General features: G+C 34.0%; 18 protein-coding genes. 6 read left to right on the top strand and 12 right to left on the bottom strand.

Features of this window, described 5'->3' with window-relative positions; translation table 11 throughout:
• Positions 1-171: 171 nt before the first annotated feature.
• Positions 172-1,419 (bottom strand): DNA primase DnaG, encoded by a 1,248-nt coding sequence (gene dnaG / locus ACJMLZ_RS01685; protein ID WP_405303652.1) that lies wholly within the window; start codon positions 1,417-1,419, stop codon positions 172-174.
• Positions 1,420-1,865: 446 nt separating this feature from the next.
• On the opposite strand from dnaG, the gene ACJMLZ_RS01680 reads away from it, so the two are divergent.
• From ACJMLZ_RS01680 to ACJMLZ_RS01670, 3 genes are all read left to right on the top strand, one after another.
• Complete coding sequence (locus ACJMLZ_RS01680) at positions 1,866-2,603, top strand: RraA family protein (protein WP_405303651.1); 738 nt, start codon at positions 1,866-1,868, stop codon at positions 2,601-2,603.
• A 117-nt stretch (positions 2,604-2,720) separates the two neighbouring features.
• Positions 2,721-3,008 (top strand): Gar1/Naf1 family protein, encoded by a 288-nt coding sequence (locus tag ACJMLZ_RS01675; protein WP_405303650.1) that lies wholly within the window; start codon positions 2,721-2,723, stop codon positions 3,006-3,008.
• Between the two features lie 44 nt (positions 3,009-3,052).
• Entirely contained in the window at positions 3,053-3,985 is a 933-nt protein-coding gene (locus ACJMLZ_RS01670) for a transcription initiation factor IIB (protein WP_405303656.1), read from the top strand.
• A gap of 26 nt (positions 3,986-4,011) precedes the next feature.
• Here the strand turns inward: ACJMLZ_RS01670 and ACJMLZ_RS01665 are convergent, their stop codons facing one another.
• The 4 genes from ACJMLZ_RS01665 to ACJMLZ_RS01650 all read right to left on the bottom strand — a co-directional run bounded on the left by ACJMLZ_RS01665 (position 4,012) and on the right by ACJMLZ_RS01650 (position 8,320).
• Complete coding sequence (locus tag ACJMLZ_RS01665) at positions 4,012-5,904, bottom strand: MJ1255/VC2487 family glycosyltransferase (RefSeq protein ID WP_405303649.1); 1,893 nt, start codon at positions 5,902-5,904, stop codon at positions 4,012-4,014.
• An 84-nt stretch (positions 5,905-5,988) separates the two neighbouring features.
• Positions 5,989-6,207, bottom strand: coding sequence for a hypothetical protein (locus ACJMLZ_RS01660; RefSeq protein ID WP_405303648.1), 219 nt, complete (start codon positions 6,205-6,207; stop codon positions 5,989-5,991).
• A gap of 109 nt (positions 6,208-6,316) precedes the next feature.
• On the bottom strand, positions 6,317-7,198 hold the full coding sequence (locus tag ACJMLZ_RS01655; protein ID WP_405303647.1) for a DMT family transporter: 882 nt from the start codon (positions 7,196-7,198) through the stop codon (positions 6,317-6,319).
• 51 nt (positions 7,199-7,249) lie between these two features.
• On the bottom strand, positions 7,250-8,320 hold the full coding sequence (locus tag ACJMLZ_RS01650; RefSeq protein ID WP_405303646.1) for a hypothetical protein: 1,071 nt from the start codon (positions 8,318-8,320) through the stop codon (positions 7,250-7,252).
• 39 nt (positions 8,321-8,359) lie between these two features.
• Here ACJMLZ_RS01650 and ACJMLZ_RS01645 point away from each other — a divergent pair, with 39 nt between their 5' ends.
• Positions 8,360-9,172, top strand: a complete 813-nt coding sequence (locus ACJMLZ_RS01645; protein ID WP_405303655.1) for a sulfite exporter TauE/SafE family protein — start codon at positions 8,360-8,362, stop codon at positions 9,170-9,172.
• Positions 9,173-9,189: 17 nt separating this feature from the next.
• Here the strand turns inward: ACJMLZ_RS01645 and ACJMLZ_RS01640 are convergent, their stop codons facing one another.
• The 5 genes from ACJMLZ_RS01640 to pyrH are packed head-to-tail and all read right to left on the bottom strand — an operon-like array spanning position 9,190 to position 12,049.
• On the bottom strand, positions 9,190-10,041 hold the full coding sequence (locus tag ACJMLZ_RS01640) for a hypothetical protein (RefSeq protein WP_405303645.1): 852 nt from the start codon (positions 10,039-10,041) through the stop codon (positions 9,190-9,192).
• Between the two features lies 1 nt (position 10,042).
• Positions 10,043-10,366 carry a YbjQ family protein gene (locus ACJMLZ_RS01635; protein WP_405303644.1) on the bottom strand — a complete coding sequence of 108 codons (324 nt, stop codon included), beginning with the start codon at positions 10,364-10,366 and terminating at the stop codon, positions 10,043-10,045.
• Between the two features lie 8 nt (positions 10,367-10,374).
• Complete coding sequence (locus tag ACJMLZ_RS01630) at positions 10,375-10,566, bottom strand: DUF2116 family Zn-ribbon domain-containing protein (RefSeq protein ID WP_292818544.1); 192 nt, start codon at positions 10,564-10,566, stop codon at positions 10,375-10,377.
• A gap of 11 nt (positions 10,567-10,577) precedes the next feature.
• A complete protein-coding gene (locus ACJMLZ_RS01625) occupies positions 10,578-11,363 on the bottom strand; it encodes a TatD family hydrolase (RefSeq protein ID WP_405303643.1) in 786 nt (261 codons plus the stop codon).
• Between the two features lie 8 nt (positions 11,364-11,371).
• Entirely contained in the window at positions 11,372-12,049 is a 678-nt protein-coding gene (gene pyrH, locus ACJMLZ_RS01620) for a UMP kinase (RefSeq protein WP_405303642.1), read from the bottom strand.
• Positions 12,050-12,137: 88 nt separating this feature from the next.
• Here pyrH and ACJMLZ_RS01615 point away from each other — a divergent pair, with 88 nt between their 5' ends.
• Positions 12,138-12,830, top strand: a complete 693-nt coding sequence (locus ACJMLZ_RS01615; RefSeq protein ID WP_405303641.1) for a nitroreductase family protein — start codon at positions 12,138-12,140, stop codon at positions 12,828-12,830.
• Positions 12,831-12,851: 21 nt separating this feature from the next.
• On the opposite strand, the gene ACJMLZ_RS01610 is transcribed toward ACJMLZ_RS01615, so the two are convergent.
• A complete protein-coding gene (locus tag ACJMLZ_RS01610) occupies positions 12,852-13,535 on the bottom strand; it encodes an MIP family channel protein (protein WP_405303640.1) in 684 nt (227 codons plus the stop codon).
• 55 nt (positions 13,536-13,590) lie between these two features.
• Positions 13,591-14,724, bottom strand: a complete 1,134-nt coding sequence (locus ACJMLZ_RS01605) for an adhesin (protein WP_405303639.1) — start codon at positions 14,722-14,724, stop codon at positions 13,591-13,593.
• 459 nt (positions 14,725-15,183) lie between these two features.
• Here ACJMLZ_RS01605 and ACJMLZ_RS01600 point away from each other — a divergent pair, with 459 nt between their 5' ends.
• Positions 15,184-20,142 carry a hypothetical protein gene (locus ACJMLZ_RS01600; RefSeq protein WP_405303638.1) on the top strand — a complete coding sequence of 1,653 codons (4,959 nt, stop codon included), beginning with the start codon at positions 15,184-15,186 and terminating at the stop codon, positions 20,140-20,142.
• The last annotated feature ends 11 nt before the right edge of the window (positions 20,143-20,153 follow it).

Raw genomic sequence — 20,153 nt, 5'->3', positions numbered from 1 at the left:
ATATTGATATTCATTTTTCTCCTCCATATTTTATAGATTCTATATAAACTCTATAAATTATGTTATTTATTATTTATGTTATATTATAGATTTTTGAAAAAAAGTTTTTTTGTGGTGTTAAAATAAAGTAAATTTGGAAATAGATGATTTCTATTTCCTAAAATTAATTTTCTAGTCGATTGTTATTAATTTGACATTATGTGGTTTTTTGACTATATTCATTGAGTTGAATGCGACTAATTTTTTGATTCCTTTCTCGGAAGCTACATCAACCAATCTTTGTGAGATAACTCCATCAAATATGACGCTGTCAGCGGTTCCGTCTATGTTTTTAATTTCTTCATAGATGTTTTCCACTTCAACTTCTTTAGCTACATTCAATGCTTCATCCAATATAGCTCCACTTCCAGTTCCTTCAAATTCCTTTAACATATCTTTCATAAGGCTAACTTCATCATCTTCGATGACAGGTTCCGGTGCAACTTCTTCACGAGGGGTGAATTTTTGTTGCCTTTTGGAATTTCTATTTTGGTATTTTCTGTTGTTGTCTCTTTTATTATGATTTCCGTTAGACTCGTTTAAGATATTGTGGGTAGCTAAGAATTGTGCTGTAGGAACTTTATCTCTAAGTGCAACCAAAACTTCATCTTTTTCCAAGTCTTCAACTTCTTTTCCTTTTGGAGCACGAGTAATAAAGTCGACTTCACCGATTTGCAAGAGTTCTTTTAAGATAAGTTCTCCACCTCTGTCACCATCTACAAATGCGGTTGTGGTTCTTTTTTTACTTAACTCACCAATTGACTGAGGAACGCTTACTCCTTCAACTGCAACGGTATTTTTAATGCCGTATTTAAGTAAGTTCAAAACATCGCTACGGCCTTCAACTACGATAATTGCATCTGAAGTGTGGATGCTTGGACCTGCAGGTAAGCGATCTGAACCGTATTCAGAGATTTCGTGCACTCTCATGGCTTCTCTTACTTCTTCAATCATTTTCATGCTGGCAGGACCGACACTTTCAACCATGTTTTTGTAGATTTCTTTTGCACGGTTTACGACCTGTTCCCTTTTTACAGCCCTTACGTCTTCAACTTTTAAAGTTTGAATTTCAGCTTCGCAAGGTCCAACACGATTGATTGTTTCAAGGGATGCCGCGAGTATGGCGGTTTCAACTCTGTCCAAACTGGATGGAATCACGATTTCGCCTTTGGCTCTACCGCCGTTGGAATGAATGTTAACTTGAATTCTTCCGATTCTTCCAGTTCTTTGAAGTTCTCTTAAATCTAAATCGTTACTAAGTAAACCTTCAGTTTGCCCGAATACAGCACCAACAACATCAGGTTTTTCAACAATACCGTTGGCGGTAATTTGGGCATGAATTAAATATTTTGTTGTAGTTAATTCTTCACCTTTTCCCATTTTTAAGCCTCCTAAGCTTAATTTAATCGGGATAATTTATGTAATAACTAAAAATTTTATAATTATTTTTAGGCAATTAACTTGCATAAATTATACGATAAACATATTTGCCTATTATACACTAAAAAAAGAGCCAATACATTCGGAGCGTCATTCTATTAAGGGTTTACTAATTCCTACATTTAATCTTTATTTTGAAATATATAAAACTCGCTAATCTTTGATTCCTTAATAATTGATTTTTCTCCTGTCTTTGAATTAATTAATAATAATTATAATAATGATAATGTAAATAAACTCTCTATTGAGTATATAATAATTAAGTATTTTTTTCAATACTACAATAATAATTTTAGCATAACTAATATATAAAATATTTTATATTTCAAAAATTTTTTAACGATGTTTTACATAATATAATTATACAAAGATGAAACGGTGAGCTAATGAGTGTTACTCCAAAAGATATTTTGAATAAAAATAAGGATTTAGAAAAAAGAGTCAACGTCGAAGATATTGATTTGGACAATGTTACAATTGATGATCTAAAATTTAGAGGAAATAACTATAGGGAACATATCAATCTTTTATCTTTGCTTGAAAACATCTCAGCTTGTCAAATTTCCGATGCTTATAATGGAATATCTCACAGGTCAGGAACAATCAAATCAATAAAACCAATCAACAACTTGAAGGTGTGGGGAAGCATTTACACTGCCGAAACCACCAGTGATGATTGGGGAACATCTGCATTGGCCATTGATAGTGCTGGTGAAGGGGATGTTTTATTTTTTAAGGTTGATAATGATGATAAAGCTATTTGGGGTGAATTGGCTTCCACCTGTGCAAAAAATAATGGAGTTAAGGCAACTGTTGTCTATGGGTCTGTCCGTGATTTGGATGCTCTTTTAGATATGGATTATCCGGTTTTCGCATCCAACTTTGTTCCAAATGCAGGTTTGGCACTTGGTTTGGGGAAATTAAATCAAACAATTGAAATTGAGGGTAACGAAATAAAACCGGGTGATTTTTTCTTTGGAGATGAAAGCGGAATAGTTGTCATTCCAAAAGAGTTATTCACTAAAGTCATGGTTTCTGCGCTGGGTGTCAAATTAAAAGAATCCATTATTATCGAAAAGTTGGCCGATGGAATCACTCTTGGGCAGGTTGTTGGCCTCAGATAAAAATAGAAAAACATTTAAATAAGTAACTTAATTTATATATAAATATTACCGATATATTTATATACTACTTTTTTTTAATATATAAACGATACAGATTTGATTTTTAAGATTGATTATATGAAATTCTTAGGAAACAGTTTGCATATTGCAAACTCTGGTAAATTAATAGCTAGATCTTCTAAAACACCAACTGCTGGCGGAATTGTTTTTGATAGTAATAAGAACAAAATTGGGAAGGTCAGTTATGTTTTTGGACCAACAAAAAAACCATACATCTCTATTCGTTTATTTAAATCAGCAGATAGAGATATGATTGCAAAGAATTGTGGTGAAAAACTATTTGTATCAAAACCAAAATCCAAAAAACCTAAAAAAAGGAGGATGAAAACACGACACAAGAAGTAAAGGAAACTCCTAGCAGAAGACGTAGGAGAGCTGTAAACGAACCAATTCAAGAAAGAGTATTTGAAGATAATAAACAAACTATTTGTCCTGAATGTGGTTCAGAAGAATTAATCGGAGACTATGAAAGAGCAGAAGTCGTTTGTGCTCGTTGTGGATTGGTTATTGATGAAAATCTTGTAGATATGGGTCCTGAATGGAGAGCATTTGACCACGAACAAAGAGATAAACGTACAAGAGTTGGAGCTCCAATTACTTACACTATTCACGATAAAGGTTTGAGTACAATGATCGACTGGAGAAATAAGGATATTTACGGTCGGGATATTCCTGCAAGAAACCGTGCTCAATGGTATAGGTTAAGAAAATGGCAAAGGAAAATCAGAATTTCCGGCGCTACAGAAAGGAACCTGGCGTTTGCTTTAAGTGAACTTGACCGTGACTCTTCAAGATTAGGTCTTCCAAGAAGTGTAAGGGAAGCAGCATCTGTAGTTTATAGAAGTGCAGTAGATAATAAGTTAATCAGGGGAAGAAGTATTGAAGGTGTAGTTGCCGCTTCTTTATATGCTGCATGTCGTCGTTGTAATGTGCCACGTACCTTGGATGAAATTGCTGAAGTGTCTAGAGTTACCAAAAAAGAAGTGGGAAGAACTTACAGGTTTTTGACCCGTGAATTAAATATTAAGTTACCACCAACTTCTCCAGTAGATTACGTTCCAAGGTTCGCATCAGAACTGGGATTATCAGGTGAAGCACAATCCAAAGCTATTGAAATTATTGAAAAAGCTATGGAAAAAGGTTTGACTTCAGGAAGAGGCCCTACCGGTGTGGCTGCAGCCGCATTATACATCGCTTCTGTTTTGCTTGGTGAGAGAAAAACACAAAGGGATGTTGCAGATATTGCGGGTGTAACCGAAGTTACTATCCGTAACAGATACAAAGAATTAACAGAACAATTGGAAATGGGTGTTACTTTATAAACACTCGTTTTTTTTATCTTTTTTTATTAGGAATATTTTTCGATTCTATAGATTAACTCTTGGACGATTCCATCGTTATTTGTCTTTTTAACTTTAGCAAGTCTTTTTTGATATTTTGGAAGTCTTTTTAAGAAATTGGCCACTCTTTTAGCACTCATTACTTCATGATACTCCCCATAGCCTAATTTTTGCACGTAAAATCCGTTTAATGTTTGTTCGAAGTTTCCAACCGCAGGCACAGAATAGATTGGCTTTTTAAGATGTATGGCTTCGGAGATAAAAGTGAATCCTCCGTTGCAGATTACTGCTTTTGCAGAGGCAAGATCATCATAAAATTCATCTTCATTAAAGTGTTTATAACATAAGTTTCCGTCAGTCTCTTCTTTATCAAATCCGTACACGATAAACTGTTCATCTTTAAGTGCCTTAAGTCTACCAACAAGTTTTTCACTTTCACGGCTTGTCTGATATACGATAATATGGTTTCCTTCTTTGGGTTCCATTTTTAGAATTTCTTCACGGATGATTGGAGGATATATTACGGCATTTTTCTTTGCCCGGATTTTTGGATAAAAGAAACTTGTTAAAATGTGGATTCTTGGATTCACAACATAGGTTTTTATGACTCCTTTCGCTTTAAGCATTTCAACATAATGGCTTTTAGGATAGTCAATTTTGGTTTGTGTAATCATGTGAATATTGTCTAAGCTGATTAATGGAATATTGCGTATTTTGGAAAGCATTGTAGCATATATTTCAAAATCAGTTACAATGACATCAGGCTTCAGCTGTGCAGCTTTTTTATATAGGTTCTCATATCCTACCTTGATGTTGGTTGGATTTCTTTTTATCGCATCTGATAATGTTTTTAGGTTATTTACCTTGTTGTTGATATAGACGGTGTTGAATCCGCCTATTTCATAGACATTGTCAAATTTGGATTTTAAGTATTCATAAGCCCTGTCACTTGAAAAAAGGTATACGTCATATTTTTCTTTGATTTTATCGACAATTACACTAGTCCTTATTGCATGTCCCATTCCCTCACCGCAAACGCAGTAAAACACAACTTTCCTGTCTCTTTGACGGTGGCTAGATTTTATTCGGGATCGGGTATTGTTAATGCGTGCAATAGATTTGTCGTAGCTTTCTTTTATGTCATTAATCTGTTCTACTCTTTTTTCCAGATTCTCAAATCTCTTAGGTGTAATTCTTTCATGTCCATGGTCAAAATTATAGTTAAGTTCCTTGGCGTCGGTTCTTTTTCCTAAAAAGTCATTAACAGTACTTGTTCCATATTGTCTAATTAATGTTGTTATGCCTTCCTCTTCAAGCCTTCTGGTCGAAACGCCAATTTTTGCATTTCTTAGAACTTTAAACCTTCCTTTTTTGGCCAACCTTTCAATATAATCGGTATCTTCACCGAAAGTTAAGGATTCATCGAATCCCTCACATTCATCGTGCAGTTCTTTTCGAGAGATTATTCCATAACATCCTGCACCGTGGGGCTTTATATTTTCAACACCAATCATGAAGTAATTGGCGAAATCGTGGAACAGTTTGTCCTCAACTTTATTTGACATCGGAAGCATTTGAGTAATGGCTATTCCGAGATGTTCCATTCTGAATTCGTATAAGACATCCCTCAGGTAATCGTCAGTAAGCTCCAAATCAGAATCTAAAAACAGCAGATATTCTCCTTTGGCCACTTTCGCACCATTATTTCTACCTACGCCCGGAAGACCACCATCAACTACAATACAGCCATATTCTTCAGCGATTTTTCTGGTGTTGTCGGTTGAATTAGCATCAGCTACAATAACTTCATAATCGGTAAAACTTTGTTTTTTAATGCTCTCTAAGAGAACCGGAAGGTATTCTTCCTCATTGTATGTAGGAATGATAATGCTTAAAATCATATGTAAAAATTTAATTTTAGAATTAATAAGTTTTTGTAAAATTTTAAAAAAAGAAAAAAATGGTTAAAATTAAATATTTTAACCTTATTTTGCCATGTTATATGCATCATAAGCAGCATATAAATCGTAAAGAAGAGCAACAATGTATGTAATGATTCCCATTCCAAATATCCATCCTAAAATGAAACCTAATACAATTGCAATTACGAAAAAGATTACTCCTTTTTTAATGTCTCCAGCAAGTGCTTGACCTAAACCTGGAATAAAGAAGGATAAAATTGCTGCAAGTATAGCGTTTACCATATTTTTTACCTCCATTCAACTAGTTATTATTAACTTTAATGGAACTGGGTAATAAATACTTTGGTCATTTTTAGGCAAACTTAATGAATTTTGCATATAATTTGTTGCATTAGGTGTTCGTTTTTCCAAGTAACATCATAGCAATCATCGATAATACAAATCCAAAAAACATTAGGATTGTGGGGATTTCCGAATATAATAGCAATCCAAAGATTAATGCGGCAAGTGGTTCTGAACCCGAGAGTAAGATTGATGAAACGCCCGAATCAATATAATTCAAACTTACTGTTGAGAGAATATAAGGCAATGCAAATGAAAATGTTGAGTGTATTATTAGAAATGCTATTGTTAAAGTAGGATTTATAGAAACAAAACTTGCAATTTGGCTAAAATCTGTAAAGGGAATTAATGCAATTGAAATGAGAACTATCGAATAAAATAGTATAGTGTATGTGTGCTTGCCTCTTTCAATTGATTTTTTAGATGCCATAAGGTATACTGCCCAAAATAAGCCCGCACCGATACCCAGTAGAATGCCCAATAATGGAGCAGATGTTAAGCTATCTTCTAAAACTCCAGTCATAAGCAAACATCCAATTATTGCTAAAAACATACAGACTAACTTTTTGGGCGTTATTTTCTCTCCAAATAATATGTATGCAAGAATTAATACGTAAATTGGGGCAAGAGACAGAAGCACTGCTGCAAGAGATAATGGTATGGTATTCATGGACTCGTTATAGCATAAATTAAGTCCAATAATACAAATCGCACATGCTAAAAATAATGGTAAATCCGATAAATCTATTTTAAACAATCCTTTATTGGTAAATAAGATAGCTAGCAGGATTGGAATTGAGGCTATTGAAAACCTTAAAAACAGAAGTGTGGTTGGATCAATTCCATTATGAGTTAATGTTCGCACAAATATTCCTGCTGACCCAAACATGATTCCCGCAAGAATTGGTAAAATTAGATAGGTTTTTTTCATTACTTAAAGTTTGGTTTAAAAAAATATAATGCTTTCTATAAAATCAATTTTTCACAGATAGGAGTAAACATTCCAACTTACGGTATAGTACTCGCACGAATTGTTTAAGGGAACTTTCAAATCATTTAACAGTTTCATCTCATTGTATTGTGAATCTACATGATATGTGGTAATGTTGTTGCTTTGAGTGATTTTTTCCATGGGAATATCTCCAAAATCAATGTCTCCACTCTCATTTGCAATGTTAATGGTATAGTAATCCGGTTCGGCTCCTGCAAATGCAACGGTGAATCTTAAAATTATCACAGCAATTACAACGAAGTAAATTAAAAATCTGTTAAACAGATATCTGATTCGGCTAAGGTCATGATTTTTATAAACTGGTTGAATGGCTTCATTTTCATTAAGCAATGCTTCATCGCCCAATACAGTTCCAACAATGTAATTCAGATAATAACCATTCCTATAAACTAAATATAATCCCAATAATCCCACATATGATGGTGTTGCAAACATCCCTCCATCGATGGATCCAATTATCAAACAGCTTGAAAAGAATGCAATCAGGAAATTTGTAAGCCATGGGCGTCTTTGCATTGCAAAAACAAGAGTAATGAACAATATTGGGATCAGTAAAATTACTAAAAAACTGAAACTTGGAAGATATTGATATAGGCCAACTCCCGTGTTGATGTCGCTTTGGATTAGCGGCCCTATAATCTGAGTTAAAAGTGCTCCTAAAATGGACTTTAACAGGTGTGTGTGCAAAATACTGGTGGTGCTCATTGTGCCTGTCATTGATGCAAAAATGGTGTTGAGTTTGATTCCCATTTCCAGTCTAAAGACAATTTCCAAAAGAATTCCTAAAGTCAATGTCGCAAAGCCTATCAGCATTGAGATTTTCAAATATCTGGTAGCGTCAATATCTCTATCAATCGCTTGGGACAATATCAGGAATAATCCTAAAAGGCCAAAGAATATGATGTCTTTCCCTTTGGAGGATCCCATTAGAAATTGATATGTAATTGGTCTTATAACTGGGTTAAGAATGTCACTTACAAATATCGCTCCCGCAAGGAGCATAAATATCAATCCGATTATGATAGTTTTATTAACTCTCATTAACAATAATTTAAGTATTAATAGTTTAAATAAATGATGATTATGTTTCCGATAGAATATTTCATAGGCTTAATCTTAATTGGTATTTGCGCAGGTTTTGCATCTGGACTTTTGGGTGTTGGAGGAGGATTTTTAATTGTTCCTTTACAGTATTTTCTTTTGAAATACATCGGAGTTGAACCCAGCCTTGCAATGCTAATATCAATCGGAACAAGTCTGGCCATTATCATTCCAACAGCATTAAGCGGAGCATATAGACACACAAAATCTCTAGATGGGATTATAAAACCGGGATTGCAATTGGGTGTATTTGGAATAGTTGGTGGTGCTATTGGAGGGTTTGTCGCTTCAGGGCTTCCATCACGAACTTTGGAAATAATATTCGGTTGTTTGCTGTTATTTGTTGCAATTAAAAATATTGTTGATCTCAATAAGGAAAGGGAAGAAGCAAAAATTCCGTTCAATTTGATTTCCTGTGCCGTCATCGGGATTTTGGTTGGATTCGCGTCCGGTCTTTTAGGCATCGGAGGAGGAGTATTCCTAATAGTAATTTTAACAGCCCTTTTGGGATTTTCATTAATAGAAGCTATTGGAACATCATCAATATTCATCAGTTTAACTGCCATCGGAGGATTTTTGTCATATATCGTATCCGGTTGGGGCGTTAGCACATTCCCATATTCAATTGGATATGTTAGCATTATTAATTTTATTTTAATAGCTTGTTTTTCAGTACCGTTTGCATCATTTGGAGCTAAAATGGCGCACAAAGTTCCTCAAAAGAAATTAAAAATAGTATTTTCTGTTTTAGTGGTGTATATGGCATTAAAAATGTTAGGTATTTTACCTTAATTAAGTTATAGAATTTTTCAAGGGACATAAAGCCCGATTCCAGTCGCGCTTATATGGAAATCATCTCCACCAAGTCCAACAAGACCATAATGAATTTCCAAATTCAGAATTCCGTTTCCCCCATAGGATTTAATCTTTTCTGATAGTTTTATTAAACATTCGTCCTTTCCCTGTTTAATATAATTCAGTGTTTTAAGCTCAAATTCTTCAATGTCGGCATGAACCAAATGTGTATCCCTTTTTAAAATCACTTGACTTTGGAAAACTCCAATAATTTCATGTTCTCTATCAACCATATCTGTACTTGTTATAAAGTAAAAATCCAGGCTATTCAGTTTATTGTTGCTTTCAACTTCGTCGAACAGGGTTATTTCTTCATCTTCTATTTTTATAGGAGGACCATTCCAAAAAAATATGCCCCGGTTCGCATATACATCTTCAATTTTTTTAACAATTCTTTTCAAGTCTTTCAGGAAATTTGAAAAGATTCCTCCAAGCACAACTAAAAGAATATAATTTATCAATGTTGGAAATGCGGCTTGTAAGATAACAATTATTGATCCTGCGGTTATTAAATTAATCCCTAAAGTTGGATTTTTTAGGATAAAACTGTAAAATGTTGTATCTATAAAAAGAATGAATGCACTTATTGCACCTACATTTTCGCCAATAATCCTATTTGCAAGAATGGTTTCAACGTAGCCCGCTGCCAATGGTGCGAAAATCAAACCTAAATTCCAACCGAAAATGTCGATATGGAAATATAAAAAAATACCGTAAACTAAAAGCCCTATTGCGGTACCTGCACCAATACAGAAAAGCACTTTCATACCATGTATGATGTCAATCTCAGTATTTCTAATTTTCATGTTATTCAAAATAAATTGCAGTACCATAAGCGGTTACCAGAATTGTATTTCCCATAGTGCCGCCAAGATTGTCATAAGAGATTTTAAGTCCGATAATTGCATTAGCCCCTAAAGCTTTAGCTTTATCTTCCATACTTTCCAAAGCAAGGTCTCTGGCTTTTTTGAGTTCTTCTTCGTATTTAGATGTCCTTCCGCCTACAACATCACGAACTCCGGAAAATAAGTCTTTATAAATGTTGGCTCCAATAAGTGATTCTCCGGTAACCAACCCTTTATAGTCGATTATTTTTTTATCGGCAAGTGTATTTGATGAGGTTATAATCATTAATACCACTATTTCATAAAGGTCATTATTGCCCAAATAATTAGAAATATTGCAATAACTACGTATAATATTAATCTAGTTCTTTTGGTTTGAGCTAATCTAGCGTCCCAGACTTTTTGGCAATCTGGTGAGCATACAAGTTCGTTTAAAGGTATTGGTGTTCCACATATTGGACAATGTTTATGAGGTTCTACTGCCATTTTTTCACTTCCTATATTTTAAAAAATTCTTTAGTATTTTTAGTAACTTGAACTGCAAGTTCTTCTTTATCAAGACCCATGCAGAGTGCAATAAATTCGAGGATATGAGGTAAATATTTCGGTTCATTTCTATTTTTTTTAGGTTTCACATCAAAGTTTTTTGGTATTAAAAATGGTGCATCAGTTTCAATCATCAATTTTTCAGGGGGAATTACACTTACAGCTTCTTGCAAGTCTCTTCCTCTTTTCATATCACAAATCCATCCTGTAACACCAATATAACATCCTAAATCAATATAATTTTGTGCTTCACTTTTAGTTCCGGTAAAGCAATGAACAACGGCTTTCTCGCCAACATCATATTTTTTTAGTATATTGTATAAATCGTTGTGCGCTTCCCTTTCATGTAAAAATAAAGGCATGTCAAGTCTTTGTGCAAGTTCAACCTGTGCTTCAAACCATTTTCTCTGCAAATCTTGCGGTGAAAAGTTTCTGTTATAGTCAAGGCCACATTCTCCAATGGCCACTACTGAACTATTTTTAGATATCTTTTCTAATTCATTAATGGTATGGCCATTGCATGTCTTTGCATCATGGGGATGCACTCCTGATGTTGAAAATAATGTTTCAGGGTATTTGGATGCATATTCAGCAGCAATATGACTTGAATGCACATTGGTTCCGGTAATGATGAATTGATTGACTCCAACTTTTTTAGCTTCTTCAATAATTTCCAATCGGTCTTTTGCAAATGATTTATGCATTAGATTTAAACCGATATCGATGAGATTATCCACTTAATCACCTATTCATTTATAATTTTGGTACCAATTTTTTCACCATTAACGGCTTTAATTAGGTTTTCAGGTTCAAAACCATTGGTTATAACTGTTTCCAAATTGGATCTTTTAATCATTTGAACTGCTGTGGTGTCAAAGAATTCATAAGTTCCAGCTTTAACATCTTTGCCACTTAAAAAGTCAAGCAAATCACTTGCAGTGATTTCAGGGACAAGTTCTGCATCATCAAATTTATTAGGATCTTTTGTATACATTCCATCAACGGAAGTCAGGTTGATTAATTTATCTGCATTTATATATTCTGCAAGAATAGCTGAAACTGCATCTGTACTGTGTGCAGGTTCGGTTCCACCCATAACAATTATTTTTCCGCTGGCTGAAAATTCCAAGGCTTCCTGGAAATTATGAGGAACTCTTTGATATGCTGCATCACCAAGAGCGGACAACATTAATTTTGCATTGATTCTTGTAACTTCAATTCCGATATCATCGCATTGCGCTTCTCCTGCACCTAAATCACGAACCACTCCAATGTAGTCTCTTGCAGGTTTTCCGCCACCAATCACTACAAATAATTCATGTTCTTTAGATAAATCCTTTAAAATAGCACTGTACTCTTGGAATTTTGTACAATTATATTCTTTCAATAAAATTGATCCTCCAATTGCTACAACAATTTTCATATATTCACCTTATATAATATATCTTTTAGATATTATTTATAGTTTATATAATGTAAAAATAAATTTAGTATTCATATGGTGGTTTTCAATGAATTTAGCTAATCAGATATATGTTAGAAAATCCTGCCGGAAGTATGTTGATGATACAATTGATATGAATCCAATCCATGAATTTATTTCAAATGTAAAGTCTTTGAATGATGATATAAGTTATAGATATGAGATTTTAACAAAAGATAAAGTAAATTTAAAAACACGTTGGAGTGCACCATACTATTTGGCATTATACAGTGAGAAAAAAGAAAATTATCTTGAAAATATCGGGTTTATTTTTCAGCAGGTTTCTCTTTTTTTACAAAGCATGGGCATCGGCAGCTGTTGGGTAGGTATGGCTTCAGTTAAAAATAAAGATCCTGAATTTATAATCGCAATCGCTTTTGGCAAATCTAATGATTTAACAAGGGATGTCTCCAAATTTAATAGGAAAAGTCTAGCGAATATTAGTGATTTTGAGGATGATAGATTAAAACCTGCACAGCTTGCACCTTCAGCCATTAATTCACAGCCTTGGTTTTATAAACATTCTAATAATGGTTTTGATGTTTATCAACGGAAACAGAACATTATTAAGCGCCATATTCTTAAAAAATGGAATCCGATTGATATCGGAATCAGTTTGGCCCATATGTATGTTGCCAATGAAAAAACATTTGAATTTGAAATAAATGATGATTTTGAGAATATTAATGGTTATACTTACATTGGAAGTATAAGAATTTAAAAATAAAAAAAGTTAGAGGATTTAAGCATCCTCTGTGGTTAAACCTTTGTATAATAAACCTGCAATCACTGCACCTACAATTGGAGCTAATATAAATACCCAAACTTGTTGGAGAGCTTGTCCGCCCATGAATAATGCGGGAGCCAAACTACGTGCCGGGTTAACTGAAGTACCGGTCAATGGAATTCCCATAATATGCACGAATGCTAATGTTAAACCGATTACAATACCTGCTACTGCAGCATTTTCTGTTTTTTTGGTAACTCCAAGAACTGTAAATACAAATACAAAAGTTAAGATAATTTCTACAATTATTGCACCTACAACATCTAAACCAACACTTGATGCGGAACCAAATCCATTCTGACCTAATCCTGTTGTCAAGTATCCTCCAAGATTTGGAGCGGAATTAATAATTGCCACAAGAAGTGCAATACCAATTATCGCACCGATACATTGGAAGACAATGTACATGATTAAATCTTTTGCTTCCAGCCTTCCATCAATCCACATGCCTATTGAAACGGCAGGGTTGATGTGGCATCCTGAGATGTCTCCGATTACGTATGCCATGGCCACAATTGATAAACCGAAAGCCATTGCAATACCTAGGTTTCCTAAAAGAGAGCCTGCTATGGCAGCGCTTCCACATCCAAATAGGACTAAAACCATTGTTCCGATTAATTCTGAAATATATCTTTTCATAAATTTCCCTTCCATATCTATTCATTCAATAAACAATACTTGTTATTTGTAATACTTAAAATCTCCTTATCTTCTTATATCCCCAATATGCAACAAATAATACGAATGCTATTAAAACAAATGGGAACACATGCAGTAATACTGAATCGTTTACTTTATCAAAGTGATACTCGTTTTCAAAGTCCATATGTTTGGCATCGGTATGATTTTGAGTTATTTTTGCAAAATTGTATAATAAATCATAATATCCGATATGGGCTCCTTCATATTCAATTGAATCAGGAGCACGCCCATTTTCATCCATGTACTCCTTAACTATTCCGCCCATTTTGAAATAATCGTATATTGAATAGGAATCTCTTACCATAAATGAAATGCCCATAGGGTCTTCAGGTTCGCCATATTTCTTTGGAATATCGATTCCATCACCATTTAGATAGGCACTTGTTTGGTATAACAATTGGGGACCACTGTAAGCCCCATATTTTCCTTTAAATTCAGTATCATTGTCATTTACTAGAGCTTTACTTGCATTTGCCATTCCCTCCGGTGAAATGTGATTTTTCACAACCAACTCATCATTATATACCCTTGTATCATTTCCATGGGTATTGATTATATCAACAATTTCCTGAGCAATATTTTTACACATTTCATCATCGTAGCGGCTTAAAATACCATCATGGTAATTGTCGGGGTATTCCTTTGCAGGTTGAATGTAGTATATTCCTGAATTTTTCAGGAATGTTCCTGGAGCGCGTAAACCTGCTAAACTTTCATTTGAATAGTTGTCATCCCATGCCCTTCTAAGATAATTAGAATAATTGTCTAAATCATAATCTCCAATGTTAACAAAAATAATCTGTTTGTCTTTATTTACACTATAATTACCTAATAATATGAAGTTTCCAGCATCTGCCGCCGCCAAATTTATACTTACGTCACTTGTTACTTGCATTGATCTTGAACCTTCTCCCGGAGCGGGGGCCTGATTATCAATAATGACTTGAAGTTCCCCTCCGCTAATCTCCTGTATGTATTTTTTAATGGAATTTAATAAATTTACATCAAAATCATGGTCTACAATATTGTCTGTTGTAATAAAAACAGTTTTAGTTGCAGATACATCCTGAATAACTGGTGCAATTATTAATAATGCCATTATCAGTATTGCAATTTGTTTTTTCATAGCTCTTACCTTAACTTTTATTGTATTTTATTTTTGGTTTTTATGACTAAAATATTTTATTCATGTTAAATAATTAATTTTATTTTAAAATAGAATATTTTTAGAAAATAATAATTTTTAGTCATTAATTAGCAAAGATTTATATAAATTAGGGTTTAATACTCATTTTGAGGATTTAAAGAGGTTATCTTTTATTTTAAGTTAAATTTAGCAAGAATTTAAAAAAGTTTATTTTATGTTGTGAAATTGGAGCGGTTCTAAAATCTGTGCATTATTAATAAAGATATTATGTGTTGGATGGCTAAAAAATAGTGTTTCCAATGATTTCGGAGCAGTTTTTTAAATTTTATAATAATATTTTATTCTTTTTAAAGTTTTAACTAAAGTAAAAAGTTTAATTGCTGTTTGATAGCTTTTGTTAATTAATAGTGGTTATAATCGTCCTCAAAAGGTGATTAAATGTTAAATAAAACTCAAAAAATAGCTATTAGCAAAAATTTCATTATTCCATTGCTATTTGTCTGTTTAATTTTTGCGGCTATTGGATTATCTATTGAAGATTCCTATGCCGTAGATTTAAATGAAAAAAGCAGTGGAATTGCAATGGAGTTTGATATTGAAGATAAACTAGGAAATTCTCAAGTTAATGAAATTTTGGAGGTAGATAGAAGTAGTGAAAATGTTCTGGCTACTGATTATTATGTTGAACAGGGAACATTCGAAGATATTCAAAATGCCATTAATATTGCGCGGGCTGGAGATAATATCTATCTGGTCGGTGAGTACGTTGCAAACGGAAATGAATCAACAGTGAACATTGATAAAACGTTAACAATAACATCCACATCTTCCGCTAGTTTAAATGGCGGAGGCATATCAAGCATTTTTTATATTAGGGGTAATGCTTCAGGAACGGTCATTTCTAATTTAAGGTTTTCCAATGCTGAAGGGGATGTTGGATCGGCGTTGTTTATAAATGCAAAGAATGTCGTTGTTGACAATTGTGTATTTGAAAATAACCATTGTAATCATGGAGGTGTATTGTCCACCAAATATGATTTGTATGCGGCTGAGAATCTCACTATTCGAAATTGTGAATTTAGGAATAATTCGGGATATTTCAAAAACTTTGAAAACTTCTCTACGGGAGGAGCTGTTGGAGCTTATGGTTTGAATTCAAGGATAATAAATTCTATTTTTGATTCAAATTGGATTAAAGGCAGCGGATCAGTATATGGAGGTGCAATACAAATTGGTTTGGATGTAGAGAATTATAGTGCATTGGTGAATAACTGTACTTTCATCAATAACCATGCGATTAGTGTTAACGGTTATTCTCATGGGGGCGCAGGTTGTGTTCGTAATGGCGTAAATTACGCCAATTGCATATTCATTAACAATTCGGCCGATCAAGGGGGAGCATTAACATTTCATGCATCCGGAAAACTTGAAAATTGTACTTTAATAAATAATTCCGCCATTAAGTTATATGGCGGTGCGGTTTCTACAGGATTGCTATATGATGTCATGGACTTGGAAATAAATAATTGTTATTTTGAGGGTAATGATGCTCCTAAAGGAGGTGCCATTCAAGTAGCTGGTTTAAATATTGACATTGTCGATTCTAATTTCACTGACAATCATGCAGACGTTTATGGCGGAGCTTTAAATATTGAAGCTGAAAATGTTAAGATTTCCGGTTCAGACTTTGATTATAATATCGCTGATGTGGATGGTGGTGCGATATACATAAAGGGTAAAAATACTCTTATAAACAAATCTTCATTCATATCCAATGAGGCCCGTCCGGATTATAATAAGTTGAATGATGGATTGGGAGGCGCAATTTATATAAACAGTACTGAAGCTAATGTATTTAATTCAGATTTCTATTTCAATACTGCCAGAAATGGCAGTGCGATATATTATGATAAATACGGCAATGAATTGGTTTTAAAAAATAATACTCTGTTTGAAAATCAGGCTTGGGTTTATTTATTGCCAATTTATGCAAATGATGTTTATTATGGTCAAACAGAAGAATTGATGGCGGTAATCCATGGCGGAAACAACATTGCAAGATATAATAATCTTGCCGTTTCAAATGCAATTTATAATGCTGCCGAGTATTCTCATTTGTCCATTGACGGGGAATCCCCTCTGGATGGGGCTACAAATAACGGCAGACTGTATCAGGATGACCGTGAGTATAACATGAGGATTTTACTCACAGTTGAAAAAGACGACGGCACATTGATTTATAATAAAACATTAAATTCCAACTATCTTGGTGAAGTTTCAGATGAGTTAAATGACTTGCAGCCTGGAAAGTATTATGTGACTGCTAGGCATTACGAGGATACTTACTATAAGGCTATCACTAATACAACAGCATTCAATGTTATTCCAAAAATCGATAGCCAAATTAGAAAGCTATCCACTTCTGAGTCTTATAACTTTGATGATATTGTCGTTTGGACATTGAACATTACAAACAATGGTCCTAATAAAGCAACAAACGTTACAGTCTTTGACGTTCTTCCAAGCGGATTGATTTATATTGATGATGACAGCAATAATGCATATGATCCTCAGACAGGTATTTTATATATCGGTGATGTTGATGTCAATCAAACAATAATTGTTAACATCTATGCTAGGGTTAATAAAACCGGGGAAATAGTTAATGAAGCAAATGTCACTTCTAATGAATATGATGTAAATCTAACCAATAATCACGATGAAGCATCAATTACAATTCCAAAAACCTGTGATTTGGAGGTTGTAAAGTCTGTTAATAATTCAAATCCAAACTATGCTGATTTAATCAAATGGACAATAGTCGTTAGAAATAATGGTCCTGATACTGCACATGATGTTGTGGTGAAGGATATTCTTCATAGGTCTTTGATTTACATTAACAGTACTGGTAACTATAATAACAATACAGGAGAATGGAATATTGGAACTCTTGGAGTCAATAAGGAAGTTAAATTAGAAATCATTTGTAAAGTAAATGGAATAGGCACTATTCAAAATAATGTTGTTGTCAGTGGTCGTGAAATTGACAGGAACGAATCAAATAACAGGGATTCCAGTACAATCAGAGTCAATGCATCAACTGATCTGTCCATTGAAAAGTCAATCAACGTTTCATCCGCCGACTTTGGTGATGAAATAACCTGGAAGATAGTTATTTCAAACAATGGTCCTAATAAGGCAACAGCAGTTAAAGTATATGATGCATTGCCTGACGGTCTAATTTACATCAGTTCAGTTTTGCCTAGAGGAACATACTCCAATGGTGTTATTACAGTGGGTAACATGGAGATTGGTGAAAATTTAACTTATGAAATCATTTGTAAGGTTAATAAGACAGGCTTAATCGTAAATACTGCCAATATCACTGGAAAACATTATGATTATAATGAATCCAACAATGTGGATGATGCATCTGTGTTAATTAATCCTGCAGCGGATTTGGAAGTTATAAAAGCTGTCAATGTCACCAACCCTAACTACGGCGACACCGTATGCTGGTATATTATTGTTAACAATAACGGTCCGAATACTGCAACTAAGGTTGTAGCATATGATTTGCTTCCGGATTCATTGATTTGGGTTAGTGATGACAGTAATGGAAAATATGACCCGGTTAGCGGTAAATGGAATATAGGTACACTGAATCCAAATAAATCCGTCCAATTGAATATTGTTGCCCGTGTGAATGCTACAGGAATCATACAAAACAATGTTTCTGTAAACGGAACTAGATTTGATTATGATTTGTCCAATAATAAGGATGATGATTATATAAACGTTTCAAGAACCGCTGATGTAAGCGTATCCAAATCAGTTAACAATTCAAATCCGAAATATGGAGATATCGTCAAATGGACATTAATCGCTAAGAACGATGGTCCTGATAAGGCAACTTCTGTGGTTGTAGAAGATATTCTGCCAAAAGGTTTGATATTGATGGATGTCAATGCAAGTAAGGGCATTTATGACAATGGAATTTGGAGTGTCTGCTGTTTGGAGAATGGCGAGTATCAAATGTTGGAAATTACTTGTAAAGTCAATAAAACAGGTACAATTACCAATTTTGCATCAGTTTCTTCCGATGAAGTTGATTTGAACCCATCCAACAACAATGACAGCAAATCAATTAAAGTTCCGTCAACAGTTGATTTGGAAGTAACTAAACAAGTATCCAATAAAAAACCTTACTTCGGTGAGGATATCACCTGGTTGATATCTGTTAAGAATAACGGTCCTGACCGTGCGACCAATGTTGTGGTTTCCGATTTGTTGGATGACGGTTTAATATTAAAAAATTATTCAAGCACTGTTGGAACATTCAGCGATAATAAATGGAGCATTTCCAGATTGAATAATGGACAAACTGCATATATTAATATCACTTGTGTTGTAAATAGATTAGGTGAAATTCAAAATGAGGCATTTGCAATTTGTTCACAGGTTGATAGAGATGAATCCAATAACAATGATAGTGAAATAATCAATGTTTATCCTGTTAGTGATTTGTCTGTTGTGAAAACAGTCAACAATTCAAATCCGAACTATGGTGATTTGATTAAATGGACTATCGTTGTGAGGAATATCGGTCCAAATGATGCAACAAATGTAAGTGTTAAAGATATGATGCCTAGCGGTGTTGAATTTGTTGAGTCAAGTGATGACATTGCAATGGATGGTACTTGGTATGTTGGTAATTTGGCTTTAAACGAATTTAAACAATTGGATATTATTTGTAGGGTAATATCTACAGGCAATTTTGAAAATATTGTTATGGTATCCGGAAATGAGCATGACCCGTTCCCGACTAACAATAGGGATGTTGAAGATATCAGCGTCGCACCCGCCTGTGATTTATCAATTACAAAGACAGTCTCAAAATACTATTATGAAGTTGGTGATCCTATAGATTATTCAATCAAAATAGCTAATGCCGGACCTGATGCTGCTAGAAATGTTAGGGTTAATGAAATTCCGGATGAGTCATTGATTTTAAGGTCAGTAATACCTACAAAAGGAATCTATAATGACTTGGACCAACAATGGGATATTGATTATCTGGACAATGGGGAATCCGCTGAATTATATGTAAGGGCAATGGCCTCTGGTGAGGGCATTGTTAGAAATGCGGTTTCTTCAATGGCCGACACATTTGATTATGATTTGGATAATAATCAGGATGACGTTTTAGTCAATGTTAGCAAAAATCCTAAAAAACAGGATTATGAACCGAATTCAACTTCTATTTCATCTAATGAAGATAGGATGGATGTTCTAATTGGTGAAAATCACATTACAGCCAATCCGTTAGTAATTCTGGTAATTTCTGTTCTGTTTTCCATAATAGTTTTGGGTGGCAATTTTGCAAAGAAAAGATAATTTAAAGTAGC

It is taken from the genome of Methanobrevibacter sp. (assembly GCF_045126245.1).
In the GTDB taxonomy this organism is placed as follows: domain Archaea; phylum Methanobacteriota; class Methanobacteria; order Methanobacteriales; family Methanobacteriaceae; genus Methanocatella.
The sequence above is the reverse complement of the archived record's forward strand: the minus strand, read 5'-3'. Positions and strand labels throughout refer to the sequence as shown.